The 17,360-nt window shown below is 38.7% G+C and carries 19 protein-coding genes; 3 read left to right on the plus strand and 16 right to left on the minus strand.

Annotation, left to right across the window (positions count from 1 at the left end; all coding sequences use genetic code 11):
• Positions 1–165: 165 nt before the first annotated feature.
• The 10 genes from BUL40_RS06940 to BUL40_RS06985 form a co-directional block, all read right to left on the minus strand.
• Positions 166–1,062, minus strand: coding sequence for a metallophosphoesterase family protein (locus BUL40_RS06940; protein WP_080318638.1), 897 nt, complete (start codon positions 1,060–1,062; stop codon positions 166–168).
• A gap of 56 nt (positions 1,063–1,118) precedes the next feature.
• Positions 1,119–2,117 (minus strand): TIGR03571 family LLM class oxidoreductase, encoded by a 999-nt coding sequence (locus BUL40_RS06945; RefSeq protein WP_080318639.1) that lies wholly within the window; start codon positions 2,115–2,117, stop codon positions 1,119–1,121.
• Positions 2,118–2,168: 51 nt separating this feature from the next.
• Positions 2,169–3,107 (minus strand): aldo/keto reductase, encoded by a 939-nt coding sequence (locus BUL40_RS06950; protein WP_080318640.1) that lies wholly within the window; start codon positions 3,105–3,107, stop codon positions 2,169–2,171.
• 4 nt (positions 3,108–3,111) lie between these two features.
• Positions 3,112–4,317: an MFS transporter gene (locus BUL40_RS06955; RefSeq protein WP_080318641.1), complete on the minus strand. Its 1,206-nt coding sequence runs from the start codon at positions 4,315–4,317 to the stop codon at positions 3,112–3,114.
• A gap of 1 nt (position 4,318) precedes the next feature.
• Positions 4,319–5,071, minus strand: coding sequence for a type 1 glutamine amidotransferase domain-containing protein (locus BUL40_RS06960; protein WP_080318642.1), 753 nt, complete (start codon positions 5,069–5,071; stop codon positions 4,319–4,321).
• Positions 5,072–5,191: 120 nt separating this feature from the next.
• Positions 5,192–5,764, minus strand: coding sequence for a Crp/Fnr family transcriptional regulator (locus tag BUL40_RS06965; protein ID WP_080318944.1), 573 nt, complete (start codon positions 5,762–5,764; stop codon positions 5,192–5,194).
• A gap of 110 nt (positions 5,765–5,874) precedes the next feature.
• Complete coding sequence (locus BUL40_RS06970; protein WP_080318643.1) at positions 5,875–6,765, minus strand: pirin family protein; 891 nt, start codon at positions 6,763–6,765, stop codon at positions 5,875–5,877.
• A gap of 40 nt (positions 6,766–6,805) precedes the next feature.
• The gene (locus tag BUL40_RS06975; RefSeq protein WP_080318644.1) at positions 6,806–7,090 is read right to left on the minus strand and encodes a GNAT family N-acetyltransferase; all 285 of its coding nucleotides are present in this window, start codon (positions 7,088–7,090) and stop codon (positions 6,806–6,808) included.
• A gap of 108 nt (positions 7,091–7,198) precedes the next feature.
• Complete coding sequence (locus tag BUL40_RS06980) at positions 7,199–7,723, minus strand: YceI family protein (protein WP_080318645.1); 525 nt, start codon at positions 7,721–7,723, stop codon at positions 7,199–7,201.
• A gap of 32 nt (positions 7,724–7,755) precedes the next feature.
• Positions 7,756–8,472, minus strand: coding sequence for a pirin family protein (locus BUL40_RS06985; RefSeq protein WP_080318646.1), 717 nt, complete (start codon positions 8,470–8,472; stop codon positions 7,756–7,758).
• A 190-nt stretch (positions 8,473–8,662) separates the two neighbouring features.
• On the opposite strand from BUL40_RS06985, the gene BUL40_RS06990 reads away from it, so the two are divergent.
• The gene (locus BUL40_RS06990; protein WP_080318647.1) at positions 8,663–10,774 is read left to right on the plus strand and encodes a sigma 54-interacting transcriptional regulator; all 2,112 of its coding nucleotides are present in this window, start codon (positions 8,663–8,665) and stop codon (positions 10,772–10,774) included.
• 11 nt (positions 10,775–10,785) lie between these two features.
• Here the strand turns inward: BUL40_RS06990 and BUL40_RS06995 are convergent, their stop codons facing one another.
• From BUL40_RS06995 to BUL40_RS07015, 5 genes are all read right to left on the minus strand, one after another.
• A complete protein-coding gene (locus BUL40_RS06995) occupies positions 10,786–11,883 on the minus strand; it encodes an adenylate/guanylate cyclase domain-containing protein (protein ID WP_080318648.1) in 1,098 nt (365 codons plus the stop codon).
• Between the two features lie 156 nt (positions 11,884–12,039).
• On the minus strand, positions 12,040–12,489 hold the full coding sequence (locus BUL40_RS07000) for a MarR family winged helix-turn-helix transcriptional regulator (protein WP_176465458.1): 450 nt from the start codon (positions 12,487–12,489) through the stop codon (positions 12,040–12,042).
• A gap of 115 nt (positions 12,490–12,604) precedes the next feature.
• On the minus strand, positions 12,605–12,979 hold the full coding sequence (locus tag BUL40_RS07005) for a hypothetical protein (RefSeq protein ID WP_080318650.1): 375 nt from the start codon (positions 12,977–12,979) through the stop codon (positions 12,605–12,607).
• A gap of 186 nt (positions 12,980–13,165) precedes the next feature.
• Positions 13,166–13,594, minus strand: coding sequence for an FKBP-type peptidyl-prolyl cis-trans isomerase (locus BUL40_RS07010; RefSeq protein ID WP_080318651.1), 429 nt, complete (start codon positions 13,592–13,594; stop codon positions 13,166–13,168).
• Between the two features lie 95 nt (positions 13,595–13,689).
• Positions 13,690–14,601 carry an AraC family transcriptional regulator gene (locus BUL40_RS07015; protein WP_080318652.1) on the minus strand — a complete coding sequence of 304 codons (912 nt, stop codon included), beginning with the start codon at positions 14,599–14,601 and terminating at the stop codon, positions 13,690–13,692.
• Positions 14,602–14,800: 199 nt separating this feature from the next.
• Here BUL40_RS07015 and BUL40_RS07020 point away from each other — a divergent pair, with 199 nt between their 5' ends.
• Together BUL40_RS07020 and BUL40_RS07025 are read left to right on the plus strand one after the other, a co-directional pair.
• Positions 14,801–16,324 carry an aldehyde dehydrogenase family protein gene (locus BUL40_RS07020; protein ID WP_080318653.1) on the plus strand — a complete coding sequence of 508 codons (1,524 nt, stop codon included), beginning with the start codon at positions 14,801–14,803 and terminating at the stop codon, positions 16,322–16,324.
• 1 nt (position 16,325) lies between these two features.
• Positions 16,326–16,676, plus strand: a complete 351-nt coding sequence (locus BUL40_RS07025) for a DUF779 domain-containing protein (RefSeq protein WP_010516826.1) — start codon at positions 16,326–16,328, stop codon at positions 16,674–16,676.
• Between the two features lie 50 nt (positions 16,677–16,726).
• Here the strand turns inward: BUL40_RS07025 and BUL40_RS07030 are convergent, their stop codons facing one another.
• Positions 16,727–17,278 (minus strand): DUF4251 domain-containing protein, encoded by a 552-nt coding sequence (locus tag BUL40_RS07030; protein ID WP_080318654.1) that lies wholly within the window; start codon positions 17,276–17,278, stop codon positions 16,727–16,729.
• Between the last annotated feature and the right edge of the window lie 82 nt (positions 17,279–17,360).

Consider the following 17,360-nt stretch of genomic DNA (forward strand, 5'->3'; position numbering starts at 1 on the left):
CTACAATCCGCCTTTTTCACTCATTTACAGACCTTAAAAGGGGTTTAAACATGCTGTTACTTGTCCTATAATTTATATTATGTAAAATAGAATAATTTAAAACCCCTACCAAATAGTATTTTCAGCAAAACGTTGCGCTTCTACCTAAAACGGTTTTTATCATATTTAAAGTGAATACGTAAAACTATTGGAGCGTTTGTATCCTTTTAGTACCATTTGGTTGTCCTTAATTTCTAAAAGTGAAAAGCTGTTGTTGTCCAATCCTTCAAAATCTACCATTCCTAAAACGGTTACATAATGTATTCCATTATGGGTTACGTGGTCTTCGGCATGAACGTGTCCCTGAAATACGGCCAGAACATTCCCGTTAACTTCCAACAGTTTTTGAACCGCTTTATAATCGTTTACATGGTATTTGTGGCCATCTCTAAAAAATTCGTACAATGGATGATGGCAGAATGCAACTACCGGTAATGCCGTTGCTGCCAAATCTTTAGCCAGCCAAGTTAATTGTGCGGTACCCAAGTTAGTGTCTTGCCAGTCTTGCCCTGTTTTGTAAAAATGGTCTTTTCCTTTTTGGGTATGGTTGCCATCCAAGACCACAAAATGAAAGCCATTGGCATCAAATGAATAATAGCCTTTTTTGGTGGCTACCCCAGTATTGGTAACCTGTTCTAAAAATTGGGTCTTGGTAATGCTATCCACATCATGGTTGCCGATACAGTGGTATCTGGGCCCGTTAAATTTAGCATATGCAGCCTCTATGGTTTGTAAATACCCCAAAGTATTGGCCTCACTTTTGGTTTCGTCCTCATCTTTAAAATCGCCCAAATGCATTACAAAGTCCACCTGCTCGGTGTTCATGGTGTTTACAAATTCTTCCATCTTTTGGAGTGCCCCCGCGTAGTATCGCGTACCTGCCACCTTTCGTTCGGCATAATGCGTGTCTGAGGCCAAACCAATACGTACCTGTTGGGTATTGCTTAAACCTGGTTTTAGGGGTAATACCAATGTGGAGGCACAAAATAATGTAGACTGTTTAACAAAGGTGCGTCTTTCCATGAATTCGGTTTCCTTTTACTTTCGGTGCAAAATACAAAAGTTACCGTTGGGTCTGGTTAACCTACCGACATCTCTTTGCTGGTAACAGTTGACTTTTTAAAATGAGGTAATACGATTTCTGCTATTTTATTTAATGCTTCTTTAACTGGTGTGTCTGATTTTCGCAAGTGCAACGCCATGTGGTTTACCCCTGCTTCTTCGTAGCGTTTTAGTAATTCCGTAAGCTTGTTTACCCCTATGGCACCTCCAAACCGATGCGGTCTAAAATCGGCATTATCGTCCGTAAGTAGGTTTAAATGAAAGGCGGAAATATAAGGTTTACAGGCTTGGTCGTTATCGTATAAGGCCTCGCACCACTTCTTTTGCTGTAAATAGGTTTCCTCTGGCGTTCGGGGATAATTGAACCACCCGTTCGCTTCTTTTGCAATCCAATCTATGGATTGTCCCGAGTGGCCAGCAACCACCAACGGAATTGGGTTCTCGGGTTTGGGATAGACATCCACACCTGGGTTTAAAAAAGGATAAAAATCGGTTAAATCGCTTTCCAATTTCCAAGCCTCTTGCATAATTTTTAAATGTTTCCGAAACAATTTGGGGCGTTCCTCATAGGCTATTTTATACATAGGAAATTCCACGGGCCTGTCCCCTAGCCCTAAACCCAACAGAAACCTACCCTTGCTTAAATTTTCAATAGTTGCGGCGGCTTTTGCCAAATGTATGGGTTGATGTAAGGGTGAAACGATAGCGGCCGTGCCCAGCAATATATGCTGGGTAGCCGCGGATAAATAGCCCAAATAACCAATAGTATCGAACAACTGGGCGCCATCCCCAAAATTGGGATCGTAAACCGGTACTTCCCGCACCCAAACCGATGCAAAACCAGCAGCATCTGCCTGTTGTACCAACTCCAAATGATTTGTCATATCCGGAATACCGAAAGGCCTTCCCGTTTCTCTTCGTTTTTTATCCCCTGCCAAGGACCAATCGTTATCGAGCGGAAATTCTATTCCCAAGGTCATTTTACCGGGTCGGTATAGTTTATCAAAATTTTTCATAGCAATTTTTTTTTTTAACCAAGGGTCGCAGAACGACCCCTGACTTTTTAATTAAGCATTCCAGATTTCCTCCGCAGTATACGGGCCGCCTTCAACTTCCCAGAATTTTGCATCTACAAAACGATGGTCTTTGTTAAGGGTAGCGATCTTCTCCATATCCGAAGCGCTCAATTCAAATTTTAGGGCATCCAAATTTTCTTGTAATCGGGACACATTGGTAGATTTTGGTATTACCGAAATACCGCGCTGTATACCCCATTTTAAGGCTACTTGCGCCACCGTCTTACCATGGGCCTGGGCAATATCCAAGAGCACCACATTTTTGAAAAGGTTAAGGGCATCATCTTCTGCCCCACCTGAACCAATTGGTGCGTATGCTGTTAGGTGAATACCCACTTGTTTACAGAAATCTACCAAGGTATCTTGCTGTAAAAACGGGTGTATCTCTATTTGATTCACTTCTGGTTTCTGTTTTGCCGTTTCCAAAAGAGCTTTCAAATATTGAGTATTGAAATTACTGACACCGATATGCTTGACTAGTCCTTTTTCCAAAGCTGCTTCCATACCGGCCCAGGTATCGGTCAGTGGCACTTCTTCCAAAGGAATAAATTGATCTGCCTTCTCTGGCATTTCAACTCCTTTTTTAAAGGCTACCGGCCAATGAACCAAATAGAGGTCCAAATAATCCAACTTTAGGTCTTTCAGCGTTTTTTCCAAGGCCGGTTGTACGTTGTCCATCCCGTGAGAATCACTCCAAAGCTTGGAGGTAATCCACAGTTCTTCCCTGGTTACCACACCAGAATCAATGGCTTCCGCAATCGCCTCGCCTACTTCTTTTTCGTTTCCGTAGGCTGCCGCACAGTCTATGTGCCTATACCCCATTTTTAAGGCTTCCAAAACAGCGGAATAAACCGCTTTAGGTTCAGAACGAAAGGTTCCAAGCCCTAAAATGGGCATTTGATCGTTATGTTTAAATGATAAGGTATGCATCTGTTTAAATTTTTTCTTTTTTATATAAAGCCAGCGTAAGTATAAAGCCTACCACCACAAGTATACTGCCTACCCATGGTGTTGCTGCTACGCCTAGTGTAGATTCCACTATTAATCCGCCAACATAGGCCCCAATGGCGATTCCTACGTTAAAAGCCGCAATGTTCAATGCCGAGGCTACATCTTCTGTGCCCGGCAGGTATTTTTCTGCCATTTTAACCACATACAATTGCAGTGCGGGTACGTTGGAGAACGCCAAGATTCCCATGAAAAATAGGGTTACCACAGACCAAGTAGTGCTGCTTGCCGTAAAATATAATACCACCAGTACCACGGCTTGCAAAGCGAACATGACCATTAAGGCTTTTCCCGGGGTTTTGTTGGAAACCTTTCCCCCAATAATATTGCCCAAGGCAATGGCTATACCGTAGACCAAGAGTAGAACACTGGTCATACTAGCGGAAAATCCGGTAACCTCTTCCAACAAAGGCGCCAAGTAGGTAAAGGTTACAAACGTACCGCCATAACCAAGTGCCGTAATGGCCAACACCAACAGGATAGAAGGGTTTTTGAGCACTTTTAGCTGATCTACCAAACGTAAGGGCTGTGATTTTTTAATATTTGAAGGAACCAAAAAGTAACTGGCCAAAGCACCGATAACTCCTAAAATGGCAACGCCCACAAAAGTGGCACGCCACCCAAAGTTTTGGCCAATGTACGTACCCAATGGCACGCCCGTAACAATAGCTACCGTAAGCCCGGCGAACATTATAGAAATGGCAGAGGCCCTTTTATCTTCTGGTACCAGACTGGCCGCTATGGTAGAGCCAATGGAGAAAAAGACCCCATGTGCAAACCCGGTTAGGATTCGTGCTAGGACCAATAACGTAAAACTAGGCGCAATGGTGGCCAATCCGTTACCGATAATAAATAATAGCATAATGCCAATCAATAACCGTTTGCGCGCTATTTTACTGGTCAAAGCCGTTAATACGGGTGCACCAATGGCCACTCCCAAGGCGTACAAGCTCACTAACAATCCCGCTGAGGAAATAGAGGTATTTAAATCGTTGGCTACCGTGGGCAACAAGCCCACGATAACAAACTCTGTAGTTCCAATACCAAAGGCACTAATGGTCAGTGCCCATAAGGCCGCTGGTAGACTTTTCTTTTCGGTCTTTGCGTTTAAAACTGCTGAATCTGTAGCCATCTTAGTACGTTGCTTTAACCAGTTCCACAATCTTTTGGGCCGCTAATTTGGCAGAGGCTGGATTTTGACCAGTGACCAAACGCTGGTCCACGCTTACTTTTTCTTGCCACATATCGGCTTTATCTATGGTTGCTCCACGTGCTTCCAATTTTGTTTCCAAAAGGAAAGGAACCACATTTTCTAAGCCTACATTGGCTTCTTCTTCATTGGTAAAAACGCTTAGTGTTTTACCGTTTACCAAATAGGCACCGTTATACAATTGAATGTTCACCAATGCGGAAGGTCCGTGACATACGGCCGCCACTATTCCATCATTCTCATAAATACTGGCTGCTATTTTGGCCAACTTCTTATGGTTAGGAAAATCCCACATGGTACCGTGACCACCGGCATAGTAGATTACATCATAATCCTTTGCCTTGATTTTTGAAGGCTTTAGGGTATTTTTTAGCTTTTGTTGAAAGGTGGTGTCATTCCAGTATTTTTTATTCACTGGATCTTCTAAATCAAAACCATCTACCGGAGGGTTCCCTCCTTCTGGGCTTACCAAGGTAATGTCGAAATTATTCTCCTCAAAAACTTCGTAGGCGTGGGTTACCTCACTTAGGTAATAGCCCGTTTCCTTGCCCGTATCTCCCAATTCTTGATGACTGGACAGCACCATTAAGACTTTTATAGGCTCATTTTGATGTTGTGCCGTTCCCAATAGGGCAAATAGTAGCATTGCCACTGTTGTGTTAATTCTTGTTTTCATTTTCTTTATCTTAAATTTTATGTGACAAAGGTGTATGAAAACGAAAGGCTGTGCGAGGAGCTATATCACCATTTTAAAGTGAGGTAACACAACCCATAAAAGTGATATACATCACAAAATCTAATTTTTAAAACGGCTCAAAGTTTCCCTGGAAACGCCTAGGTAGGCGGCAATCAATTTTTTAGGAACCCGTTGTAATAATTTGGGCAGTTTGTTCAGTAATTCATCGTACCGTTCTTCTGCGGATAAAGTTAAAAGGGACAGAATACGCTGTTGCAAGTTGATAAAGCCGTTGTTGGACTTAATCCGATAAAAATTAGCAATGGCGGGTATTTGCTGGCAAATGGATTCCCTACTTTCTAAAGACAGGCAAAAGAATTCGGAATCTTCTATACAATCCACAAAGATGGTGGCCGGTAATTGGTGTTGAAAAGCGAAATAGTCGCTAACCCAGTATTGCTCCATACCAAACTGTAAAATGTGTTCGTTTCCCTTTTGGTCTATAGCATACGATTTTACCAAACCGCTGATAATCCAAAACTCACATTCTACTGGCTGATCTGTTTGTATTAGAAATTGGTGCTTTTTTAATTTCCGATACTCAAAATGAGGCGCTATTTGCTCCCATTCCGCATCCGTTAGGTTTACTATTTCCTCAAAATGTTGTCTTAAAAGGCCGTAATTTTCTTGCACGCCATTTTTTTTTAGGAGGTACAAAGGTAAAATAGTACACAAACAACCACTATTTTTTTAATTGAATCTTGTTCGGTTCTTACTTCCCTTATTCCTGAAAAGTACTAACGCTATTTATTTTTTAATCCTTTAGGTTGGGGTATGGGAACGCGCATAGTTTCATTGGGCACCATAGGAAATTTGTTGTTTACCCAATCTTCTTTGGCTTTTTTTATCAGCGCCCTATCAGAGGCCACAAAATTCCATTCGATGAACCGTTCTTCTGGAAACGGGTCACCTCCAAAAATATACACCGTGGTGTTAGCCTGTAGTTCAAACGCACATAGTGTGCTGTTTTTTGCTACTAGAATCTGTTTGGGCCCATATTGGTTGCCTTCTAGCTTTATTGCACCCTCTAGAATATACAACGCGCTTTCACCATAGAGGTATTCACCTATTGCTACAGTTTTAGTTGTTGTTGATTTAATCTCTATAAAATATAATGGACTATAAACTGGAACTGCGGATTGTTTGCCAAAAGCTTCACCTGCTATCAATTTAAACTCAACACCATCTTCTACCCAACTAGGTAGCTGTTCTGCCCTAACGTGCGTAAAAGAAGGTTCGCATTCTTCTTGGTCTTTTGGTAGCGCTACCCAAATTTGTAACCCATGCAATGTTTTACTCTGGTTGCGAAGATAATCTGGTGTACGTTCGGTATGTACAACTCCTTTACCGGCGGTCATCCAATTAACGGCACCCGGTTTAATTTCTACAGCTGTACCTAAACTGTCTCTATGAAAAACAGAACCTTCAAACAAAAATGTCAATGTAGAAAGTCCAATATGCGGGTGCATACCAACATCCATATTTTGTTCTGCTGTCATATGGGCGGGTCCCATATGGTCTATAAAAATAAACGGTCCTACCATTCGCTTTTGACGAAAAGGCAACAACCGCCCCACCATAAAATTACCAATGTTGGCCGCACGTTCTTCTATAATAAGTTCTGTGTTAGACATAGTATAATCTAGTTGCTTTATAAATAGTTTATGGATAGTACTAAGACTTTAAAACGTCTTTTATAGCATCTAACTTTTTAAACATAGCATTGGCAAACGGACATAAAGGTAGAATTTTAATATGCTTTTCCCTTGCCATAGCTACCACCTTATACAATAATTCCTTACCCACTCCTTGTCCTTTAAAGGTGGAATCTACCTCTGTATGGTCTACAATTATAAAATCTCCTTTAGGTATGGAATACGTCATAACCCCTGCCCGTTTACCATCTATTGTGGCAACGGCATACCCCTTATTGTGTTGTTCTTTAATGGTTATTTCCATTTGGAATCTATTTTAATTGACTATAATTATAAGAATTAAAAAAGAAAAGAAAGACTTGAATTTTCCTTTTTAGAAAAGCAATTCAAATCTTTCTTAATAAATTGAATTTTAAGATTTTATAAACTGCAAGTTCAATTGTAGCTTTACCTTATCGCTAACTACAATTTTACCAGCTTCTGTAACCGCACTCCAAGTAAGGTTAAAATCTTTTCTATTAAGTTCTCCCGAAATTTCAAAGCCTGCTTTAGTTTGTCCGTAAGGGTCTACCACTACCCCATTAAAATCCACTTCTAGACTTATTTTTTTAGTAACATCCCTTATGGTTAAATCACCCACTAAAGTAGTACCATCAAATGAGGTTGATGTAAACTTCATTTCTGGATACGTTTTGGTATTGAAAAAATCGTCTGACTTTAAGTGCGCATCCCTGTCCGCATTTTTGGTATTGATAGACGCGGTTTGGGCGGTAAAGCTAAACTCTGCATCCGAGAAATCTTCCTTAGTTGTGTTTACCTCGGCATTATAATCCTCAAAATAACCGGTTACGGTAGAAATCATCATATGCTTTACTTTAAAAGCGATTTCTGAGTGTGCTGTGTCAATTTTCCAAGTTGTTTTAACTGCTGTCTCCATATACAATTTTTAGTTTTTAATAAATAGTTGTTTTATAAGGCCATGGGTACTTCCATAAGTAATAATTCCGTATTGGAATTTGCCGTAATTTCGAATGTATTTGTATCCCAGATACCAAAACCATCACGTGGATTTAACTCTTGTCCGTTAATAGTGGCATCGCCACTAAGCACAAAAACATAAACACCATTTTTTTTAGGTTCATGTACGCTATAGGTTAGTGATTTCCCTTGTTCCAAATCGGTCATGTTAAACCATGCATCTTGGTGTATCCAAACACCAGCATCGTCTGGATTTGGAGATAAAATTTGTTGAAATTGGTTTTTCCTATCGGCCGTATTTAGGGTTACTTGATCATACCTTGGCGTAACATTTTGCTGATTAGGAAACACCCAAATTTGTAAAAATTTCACCTGTTGGTCTTTATTCTTGTTGTATTCTGAATGGGTGATACCGGTGCCTGCGCTTAATACCTGAATGTCTCCAGATTTTATGACCGCTACATTGTCCATACTGTCTTTGTGCTCCAAATCACCTTCCAGGGGAATGGAAATTATTTCCATATTCTGATGCGGGTGGGTGCCAAAACCCATACCGGCGGCCACCGTATCATCATTTAACACCCTTAAAACGCCAAAATTCATACGCTCTGGATTGTGGTAATTGGCAAAACTAAAGGTGTGCTTGGAATGTAACCATCCATGGTTGGCATCTCCCCTAGTGTCCGCTTTATGTAAAACTGTTTTCATTAGTTATAATTTTTATTGTGAGTATTTCAATTATTTGACGTGTTTAAAGCCAAAAGCGTGCCTAAACATTAAGTTGCTGAATAACAACCAAATAAGTCTGCTTAGCTTATTTTAATATTACGCATATATTAGAATATTCTTATATATCAGATATATTTAGATAATTTTATAGGAAATAAATTGTGTAAACGTGCAGCAAGAAGGTTTAGAAATAAAGGATTGGTTGGTAGAAACCTTACCGTATGAGGTGTTATGGATGAATGAACGAGGCAAGGTGGTATATGCAAACCATAAATTCTGCAAGCGTTTAGGTTACGAAAAATCAGCCATTACAAAGCTCTCTATTTTTGAAATCAACCCAACGTTAACAAAAGAAGGTTGGAAGAAACATTGGGATTTCGTTCAGAAAAATAAAGTACATCGATTTAAAGAAACACATAAAAACAAAAAAGACAAGTATTACGAAGTAGAAGTTTTTGCGCGATATTTCTCAAATATGAGAAATAATTTGATTTGTGCTATTATTAATGATATTTCAGAATCTAGTTTCTATCAAAAATTGATGGACAATACCCAAACTATTGCACATGTGGGCGGTTGGGAACTGAATTTACAAGACGGGAGTATCGTTTCAACCTCAGAAGCCCTTTCTATTTTCGACCTAAAGGAAACCGAATTTCTTACGCCCCCACACATAATTCATCGTTTTAAAGAAAGTGAACACTTAAAAACCCTAATGGCCAATGCTATTAGAAAAGGCATAGCTTATGATGTAGTACTAGAAACAAACGGTAGTCCGTTAAAATTTATACGATGTGTTACCAAGCCTGTGCTTAAAGGGGATACCATTTACAAGTTAATTGGTGTATACCAAGACGTAACCGAACAACAGCGTAAAGAAAACAGTTTGCAATTGTTCAAAGAAGTTATTAATAATGCTGAAGATATTATTTACGTTATAAAAAAGGATGGTACCCTTTTGGACTATAGCACTTCCGCCCTAACCCAATTGGGTTATGATAGAAAGGAACTAGAGGATACAACCATTTTTGAACTAGACCCCGCGGTTACCCCAGAATGGTGGCAAAACCATTTTGAAGAAATTGTTGCTAAAGGTTCCGTACGATTTGAATGGTTGACCATGCGAAAAAATGGAACCAAATTTCCCGTAGAAATAACCGCTAACCATTTATCCTATAACCAGGAAGATTACAACTGCGCCATTATACGAGATGTATCTGAACGTAAGGCCCGTGATTTAAAGCTGTATGAGGCCTTGGAGGAAATAAAGTCGCTAAAAGACCGACTAGAAAGTGAAAATGAATATTTACAGGAGGAAATTAATAGCAAAATAAACTTTAGCAATATTATCTGTAGAAGCGAAGCTTATGCAAAAGTATTGCAATTGGTAGACCAGGTTGCGCCAACAGATACTACGGTGTTGATTACCGGTGAGTCTGGTACCGGAAAAGAGTTGTTGGCTAGCGCCATACACAATACAAGTCTACGAAAAGAAAGACCACTGATTAAAATAAATTGCGCCACCTTACCTAAAGAACTTATAGAAAGTGAATTATTTGGCCATAAAAAAGGAGCATTCACGGGAGCAGTTGCAGATAAGGTGGGTAAGTTTGCCTTAGCAGATGGGGGTACGTTGTTTTTGGATGAAATTGGTGAAATGCCAATTGATTTGCAACCAAAACTACTGCGGGTATTACAAGAAGGTGAGTTTGATGAATTGGGAGGTACCAAAACCATAAAGGTAAATGTGCGTATTGTTGCTGCCACCAACAGGCATTTAGAAGAAATGATAAAAGAAGGTAGTTTTAGAGAAGATTTATATTACCGGCTAAACGTATTTCCCATTCACAATATTCCGTTGCGCGCTAGAAAAGAAGATATTCCAATACTGGCCCAGTATTTTTTAGAAAAGTATTCGGCCAAAGCCGGAAAAGCGTTTAAACGTTTGTCTAAAAAAACAATTGAAGCCTTACTGGCCTATAATTTCCCTGGCAACATTCGCGAATTAGAAAACCTAATAGAGCGTGGGGTAATTATTGAAAGTGGCACTACCTTGAATCCGGGTTCTTGGTTGCCCAAGCCTACAAATTTCAAAGCTGCGGACAATTTTAAATCGTTTGAGACCATGCAGCGAGACTATATTGTAGATGTGCTTAATTACACCAATTGGCGGGTTAGCGGCACTAAAGGAGCGGCACGTATTTTAAACATGAATGCCAAAACCTTATTTGCCAAAATGAAGCGCTTAGGTATAGAAAAAGAAGTGCGATTGAAAAAGTGATTGGTTTCTATTTAAGAATAAGGTATTTTTTTATGCACTGCGTAAAGGTTAACTATTTCATGTTTTCCTTTTAATTCTACGGCACCTTTGGGAACAAACTCTATTTTAGTCTCTTCCTTTAAAGCCATTCGCAAATGTTCAGATACCAATAACTTACTTTTTAGGTTATTACATAAATCCTGTATGCGTGCGGTGGTATTCAGCACATCGCCGGTAAAGACTATTTCTTTTTTTAACGCACCCAACTCGCCAGTCGTTACCATACCCATATGCAGCGCCGCTTTAAATTTTGGCACTACGCCATAGGTGTTAATGTAAAATGTATCTCGCTTATTCATAGCCTTTTGCATGGCAAAAAAGCAATTAACAGCGTTATTGTAAGCAATACCCTTAGCTTTTGGCCAACTTATTACAATCTCGTCCCCAATATATTGATATACTTCTCCCCTGTGTTTTACTATAGGTTCTGCCATATCGTTATAGTACTGTTGTAAAAACGTAAAATAGCTAACATGCCCCAGTTTTTCGGCTATGGTAGTACTATCTTTCATGTCTACGAACATAAAAATTCGCTCTTCTTGTATGGGCTTGTGGTATTTGCCGGTAAAAATATTTAGCAATACAGAATCACCAAGATTATCTCTAATCTCTGCGTAAATTAGTGAGATGGTTAAACTGAATAATAATTGAATAGCTGTTCCGTACAAGGCATCGCTTTGCCAAAATTGTCTAAACTTGAACCAAACCAACGGACTTTTTAAATCAGTATCTAGTTCTAAAGCCGCAGCAATGGGGTAAGAAAACCCAACCATTAATGTAAACAGCATACTATATAGCACAAACTTGGAAAGTATGGTGCGGATAAAACTGAAATTTCTGAACAGCTTGTTTACATATAGGGTTTCAAAAATACCTATGAGTAATCCTAGGCTAAATATAGCTAGTAAGGCAAAAACCAACACACTAAATGTTGGGTCTATAGCGCCAGAAGCTACAGGATTGTCTCCCAAGGCAAAATAATCATTAGCCATAAAAAAGAAACCTAGCACAAACCAAATGAGTCCAAATGGTAAAATTCTGCGCCAATTACGGGCCAAGATTGGGTTCATCTCTGCAATTTGGCGTAAAGCTAATTAAAAAGACGTTAAATTATTATTTGATATGTCAATCAAATTAGTATAATTAGTAAATTTGTTTAACATCGATTAAAAAATGCACAGTTACGTGGTAGTAACTATAACCCTAGAATTATTGGTTAGTGGATTCTAGGGTTTTTTTATGTTTTGGGAGTTGTTGGCTATTAAATCTAGAACAACCTGCGTTTGTTCTACTTGTTCTTTAGATAGCCCCTTTAAACCAATGCTTCTGTTTTCGTTTATGATAGGAGCAATTTTTTGCAATACTTCGCTACCAAATTCAGTGATTACCAAATAGGCTTTTCTTTTATCTTCTTTATCTTGAACAGTGGTAATATACCCGGCTTTTTCCATTAAGCGAATAATACGTGTAATGGACGCATGATCTTTATATACAAAGTTGGCCATTTCACTCTTGGTAAAACGTGGTTTTTTACTTAACTGAAAGAGTAACATGGCCTGGTCTATGGTAATATCTTTTACAACGGCATTAATTCTTTTTTGAGCCATTTTACGGTATTCTTTTATAGCATTTTCAATGCTATAAAAAATAGAACGATTACTTGCCTTTTCTTCCATGTTATACTGCTTACGGCAAAAGTAAATAATTTGCTGTTCCTTGCACATTTAAGTAGACCAACGTCTCTAGTTTGCCTATAAACACAAGGGTTAATAATGTAAACAGAACGTATTGCTATTTATTTAAACCCACCCAATTTAGTGTTTCTGGTTTGGCCAATTGTGATTTATAAGATGATGTGAATTTTTTAAGCCTATTAGAAAAAGGGTTATGCTTTACATCTGAAATGAGCTTTTCCTTTTCCTTGTCTTTTAACTCATCTAGACCTTGTATAAAAAGGATTAAAAATTGTTTTTTATCCTCATGTGCGGCCTGCTTTTTAGCAATTTCCTTAGCGTTTAAAGTTAATCCATTGTCAAAACGATGCGCGACAGGCATGTTTTCGTACGCTTTTTTTTGTTGTAGCATAGTAGATTTAGCCGTTTGTTGGGCATATGTGGTACCCGCAGCAACTACACCCAACAAAAGCGTTAGTAGTCCGTTTTTCATTTTCAATAAATAGTGTTCTCTATTTAAAAATAGTAATAAAACCGAACAAGGAACTAAATGGTAACAAAGTTGCTTTTTGGACGATAATTTCTGCTCGTTTATCGATGTTTAAAACAGAAATCCATAAAAAAAGTCGTCCTAATTTTTAGAACGACTTTATATTAAAGTGCATTGGTTTTGTCTACCTTATTTAATAGCAACCAATTCTAAATCAAACACTAAATCTTGCCCAGCTAATGGGTGGTTGGCATCTAAAGTAACCGTATCTGCCTCTACTTTAGCAATACGCAACTGTTGCTCCCTACCATCCGGATTACGAGCTACCAAACCCATACCTACTTCTGGTTCTATTTCGCCAGGTAGTTCACTACGGTTAATGGTCTGAAACAAGTTATCTTGAACTTCCCCATATGCTTTATCAACTGGAATAGTAATTGTCTTCTTTTCACTAACACCCATATCCAATAAACCTTCTTCAAATCCGGGAATTAACATACCTTGACCTAATTGAATTTCTAAAGGTTCGCGCCCTTCAGAAGAATCAAAAACTTGACCATTGGTTAATTTTCCGGTGTAATGTACTTGTACGGTGTCGTTCTGTTTTACTGTACTCATAAACGTATATTTCGCTTTCTTATCTATTTAGGGCGAAGGTACAGGTACTAACCGAAACCAAGAAAGATTTGGGCAAAAAGTATTGATAACTAGTACTAAAGTGCCATAAAACGGTCTCTATAGGCCTTTGGAGTACTGTTTTTCGTCCTTTTGAAAACGCGATTAAAGTAAGAACGGTTGGTAAAGCCACAGGCCATGAAAACTTCAGTAAGGTTAAAGTCTGGATTTTGCAACAACTGCGTAGCCTTGGTTATACGTTCCTGATTTATAAATTCTACAGGAGAACATCCCATTTCGTTTTTAAAGACTTTGTAAAAATTAGACGTGCTCATATACGCTTTAGCAGCTAGTTCCTCATTACTTATAGGCCTTTGGATATTTTCTTTTATATATTCAATTACATAAGCCAATTTGTGCGTACTAGCTAAAGACTTACTTTGAGCACTATAAGCTTTTCTTGAATTGGCCTGTAAAATCCTTATGATAAGTTCTTGTACCATATTGGTAACAAATAACTCCTTGGATGGATGATTCTCTGTAAACAGGTAAACCAAACGCTGCAGTATTTGATAAATACCACCATCATTGGTGAAATGAAAATTATAATCCATCAAATTCCACTCCCTACCATCCGTACGCTGCATTTGTTCGTTCATACGCTGTACTACCCTAGCAATACGTTCTTCTGAAATTTCCATGGCCAAACAGCGCGTGGCATTATCTGTTTTTGCCTCCGGAAAGTCTATCCGCATTAATTCGTTAGCAGGTAAGATAAGTGATTCACCTGGTAAAAAATCAAAAGATTGCTTATCCCTAAGGTGCATTATTTTCTTTCCCTGCAACATACTGGCCAGCACCGGAGTATTAAATTGTAAATGTACCTGTTGGGCTATCTTATGCGTTTCAAATACATGCATGGCAACTTCATCCATGGTATAGGACGTATAGTTCTCTACCAATGTGGTTAATCTTCGGCTTTCATAGAATGATTTTGGCAGCTGCATCATTGCTTTGTTAATTTGCTAATTATTCAATTTCAATTCTGTAATATTCTTAAAATTAGCGTTAATAATTATCAATTTACTACAATTTGATAGAATTGTGCAAACAGTAGATAGAAATGTTCATAAAAGATAGCCTCTATTTCTACTAATTTGGCTATTAGGCATTTAGCCGTATTCACAAACTGTATAAATAGATATAATTATGAGCAATGTAAAAACTACCGAACAAGATGTGCTTAGAAAGCCACAGTTTAAAAATCAATACGATAACTATATAGGTGGCAAATGGATACCTCCTGTAAAAGGGCAGTATTTTGATAACATATCTCCTGTAGATGGTAATAGTTTCACCAAAATTGCAAGATCTACCGAAGAAGATATTAATCTTGCCCTTGATGCGGCATGGGCGGCTGCACCAGCGTGGAACAACTCCTCTGCAACCGAACGTAGCAATAAACTACTCAAGATTGCAGCTATTATGGAGGAGAACCTTGAAGCTTTGGCAAGGGCAGAAACATGGGATAATGGTAAGGCTATTAGAGAAACAATGGCAGCGGATATACCTTTGGCCATAGACCACTTCAGGTATTTTGCAGGGGTAATTAGAGCTGAAGAAGGTTCGTTAAGCGAACTGGATAGTACCACTATTTGTATGAACGTAAAAGAGCCTTTAGGGGTTGTTGGGCAGATTATTCCTTGGAATTTTCCAATTTTAATGGCCGCTTGGAAATTGGCTCCTGCCTTAGCTGCTGGTAACTGTGTGGTTATAAAACCTGCAGAACAAACACCAGTTGGTATTCTATTATTAATGGAATTGATAGAAGGTGTTTTACCAGATGGGGTGCTAAATGTAGTAAATGGCTTTGGGGTTGAAGCGGGTAAACCATTGGCCTCTAGCACACGAATTAATAAAATCGCTTTTACGGGAGAAACCACCACTGGCCAATTGATTATGCAATATGCTTCTAAAAATATTATACCGGTAACCTTGGAACTGGGCGGTAAATCGCCTAACATTTTCTTTGAGAGTATTATGGACGCAGATGATGCATTTTTTGACAAATGCCTAGAGGGTGCCGCTATGTTTGCATTAAACCAAGGCGAAGTTTGTACCTGTCCGTCTAGGATTTTAATACAAGAAAGTATCTACGACCAGTTTATAGAACGTGTAATTGAACGTGTAAAGGCCATAAAGCTTGGTCACCCATTAGACCCAACCACTATGATGGGGGCACAAGCCAGTAATGATCAATACGAGAAAATTCTAAATTACTTGGATATTGGCAAAGACGAAGGTTGTGAGGTTTTGGCCGGTGGGGCTGCCGCTTATAACGAAGGTCTAGAAGGTGGGTACTACATACAACCTACCTTACTTAAAGGGAACAATAAAATGCGCGTTTTTCAAGAAGAAATTTTTGGACCGGTAGCGTGTGTAACCACCTTTAAAGATGAAGCAGAAGCCATTGAAATTGCCAACGATACGCTTTATGGTTTAGGTGCGGGGGTATGGACAAGAGATACGCACCAAGCATACCAAATTTCTAGGGCCGTACAAGCCGGTAGGGTTTGGGTAAATTGTTACCATTTGTATCCGGCACACGCCCCTTTTGGCGGTTATAAAAAGTCTGGTATTGGCAGGGAAAACCATAAAATGATGTTAGACCACTATAGGCAAACTAAAAATATGCTGGTTAGCCATGATAAAAATGCCTTAGGCTTTTTCTAAAATGGTAGAACGTGTATTAATAACGGATGCCGCAAAACAAGTGGTGGACCAATTACGGAATAAACATGGAGAACTTATGTTTCACCAAAGTGGAGGGTGTTGTGATGGTTCTTCACCTATGTGTTTTCCTAAAGGAGAACTTATGTTAAACGAAACCGATGTGCTACTAGGAACAATTTACGGCTGTGACTTTTACATGAGTAAAGATCAATTTGAATATTGGAGGCATACGCAACTCACTATTGATGTGGTAACCGGAAGGGGTTCTAGTTTTTCTTTGGAAATTCCACTGGGATTACGCTTTGTGGTCAAATCAAGAATATTTGCTCCAGAAGAACTTGCCCGTATTTAAACCATTGCATTTTAGTTTTAAAAACCGCTTGTGTAAAAACAAGCGGTTTTTTATTCATCCAAAGTATCTATTTTACCGCTATAGGCTATAGTGTTTCTATAAGAGCTATATACTTGTAAGTTTGCGTTACCATTGGTAAATACGGTACCCCTAAAGTCAAAACCTTCACCATCTACCCCATTTGCTTTAAAACTAAAAACAAATGTATTTTTTTTAGGAACATACTCTAAATTAATAGTACTAAGTGCTTTTTCAACTTTAATACCAGCAGTTTCCGCGTTATACGCCCCACCAAATTGTCGTTCGCCGTAATAAGGTAAATCTACCGTTAAAGTATCATTCTTCACTATTAAAAAGTTGCTGCCGCCATTAATTACAATTCTAGATGGGCTACTACCAGGAGGAATTAAACCACTATTGGTAACGGCAGATAATGCGGTTGTGGTTAGGGGTTGTATTTCTTTTGCCTCAAATTTAAAATGGGCATTTTCTAAGCTTGTTTTTAACTCAGGATTAAAAGTTAGACTATTGGAATCTTTTACTGCTTTACAACCGACTAAAACCAAAGTCGCCAAGAACAAAAAGCTGAATATTTTTTTCATAGCTAATAATTTGATATATAAAAATATAAGGATTCTTAATGAAATGGTTATTTCATATAAAAACTACTATTTTAAGTACCAA

Origin of the sequence: Croceivirga radicis (assembly GCF_002072105.2) — a bacterium.
In the GTDB taxonomy this organism is placed as follows: domain Bacteria; phylum Bacteroidota; class Bacteroidia; order Flavobacteriales; family Flavobacteriaceae; genus Croceivirga; species Croceivirga radicis.

Bases quoted from the DNA above. Each gene is read 5' to 3' on its own strand.
- BUL40_RS07030 (WP_080318654.1), bottom strand. From the start codon at position 17,278: ATGAAAAAAATATTCAGCTTTTTGTTCTTGGCGACTTTGGTTTTAGTC.
- BUL40_RS06975 (WP_080318644.1), bottom strand. From the start codon at position 7,090: ATGGAAATAACCATTAAAGAACAACACAATAAGGGGTATGCCGTTGCC.
- BUL40_RS06955 (WP_080318641.1), bottom strand. From the start codon at position 4,317: ATGGCTACAGATTCAGCAGTTTTAAACGCAAAGACCGAAAAGAAAAGT.
- BUL40_RS06945 (WP_080318639.1), bottom strand. From the start codon at position 2,117: ATGAAAAATTTTGATAAACTATACCGACCCGGTAAAATGACCTTGGGA.
- BUL40_RS06940 (WP_080318638.1), bottom strand. From the start codon at position 1,062: ATGGAAAGACGCACCTTTGTTAAACAGTCTACATTATTTTGTGCCTCC.
- BUL40_RS07020 (WP_080318653.1), top strand. From the start codon at position 14,801: ATGAGCAATGTAAAAACTACCGAACAAGATGTGCTTAGAAAGCCACAG.
- BUL40_RS06970 (WP_080318643.1), bottom strand. From the start codon at position 6,765: ATGTCTAACACAGAACTTATTATAGAAGAACGTGCGGCCAACATTGGT.
- BUL40_RS07015 (WP_080318652.1), bottom strand. From the start codon at position 14,601: ATGATGCAGCTGCCAAAATCATTCTATGAAAGCCGAAGATTAACCACA.
- BUL40_RS06995 (WP_080318648.1), bottom strand. From the start codon at position 11,883: ATGAACCCAATCTTGGCCCGTAATTGGCGCAGAATTTTACCATTTGGA.
- BUL40_RS07010 (WP_080318651.1), bottom strand. From the start codon at position 13,594: ATGAGTACAGTAAAACAGAACGACACCGTACAAGTACATTACACCGGA.
- BUL40_RS07025 (WP_010516826.1), top strand. From the start codon at position 16,326: ATGGTAGAACGTGTATTAATAACGGATGCCGCAAAACAAGTGGTGGAC.
- BUL40_RS07005 (WP_080318650.1), bottom strand. From the start codon at position 12,979: ATGAAAAACGGACTACTAACGCTTTTGTTGGGTGTAGTTGCTGCGGGT.
- BUL40_RS06950 (WP_080318640.1), bottom strand. From the start codon at position 3,107: ATGCATACCTTATCATTTAAACATAACGATCAAATGCCCATTTTAGGG.
- BUL40_RS06960 (WP_080318642.1), bottom strand. From the start codon at position 5,071: ATGAAAACAAGAATTAACACAACAGTGGCAATGCTACTATTTGCCCTA.
- BUL40_RS06985 (WP_080318646.1), bottom strand. From the start codon at position 8,472: ATGAAAACAGTTTTACATAAAGCGGACACTAGGGGAGATGCCAACCAT.
- BUL40_RS07000 (WP_176465458.1), bottom strand. From the start codon at position 12,489: ATGGAAGAAAAGGCAAGTAATCGTTCTATTTTTTATAGCATTGAAAAT.
- BUL40_RS06980 (WP_080318645.1), bottom strand. From the start codon at position 7,723: ATGGAGACAGCAGTTAAAACAACTTGGAAAATTGACACAGCACACTCA.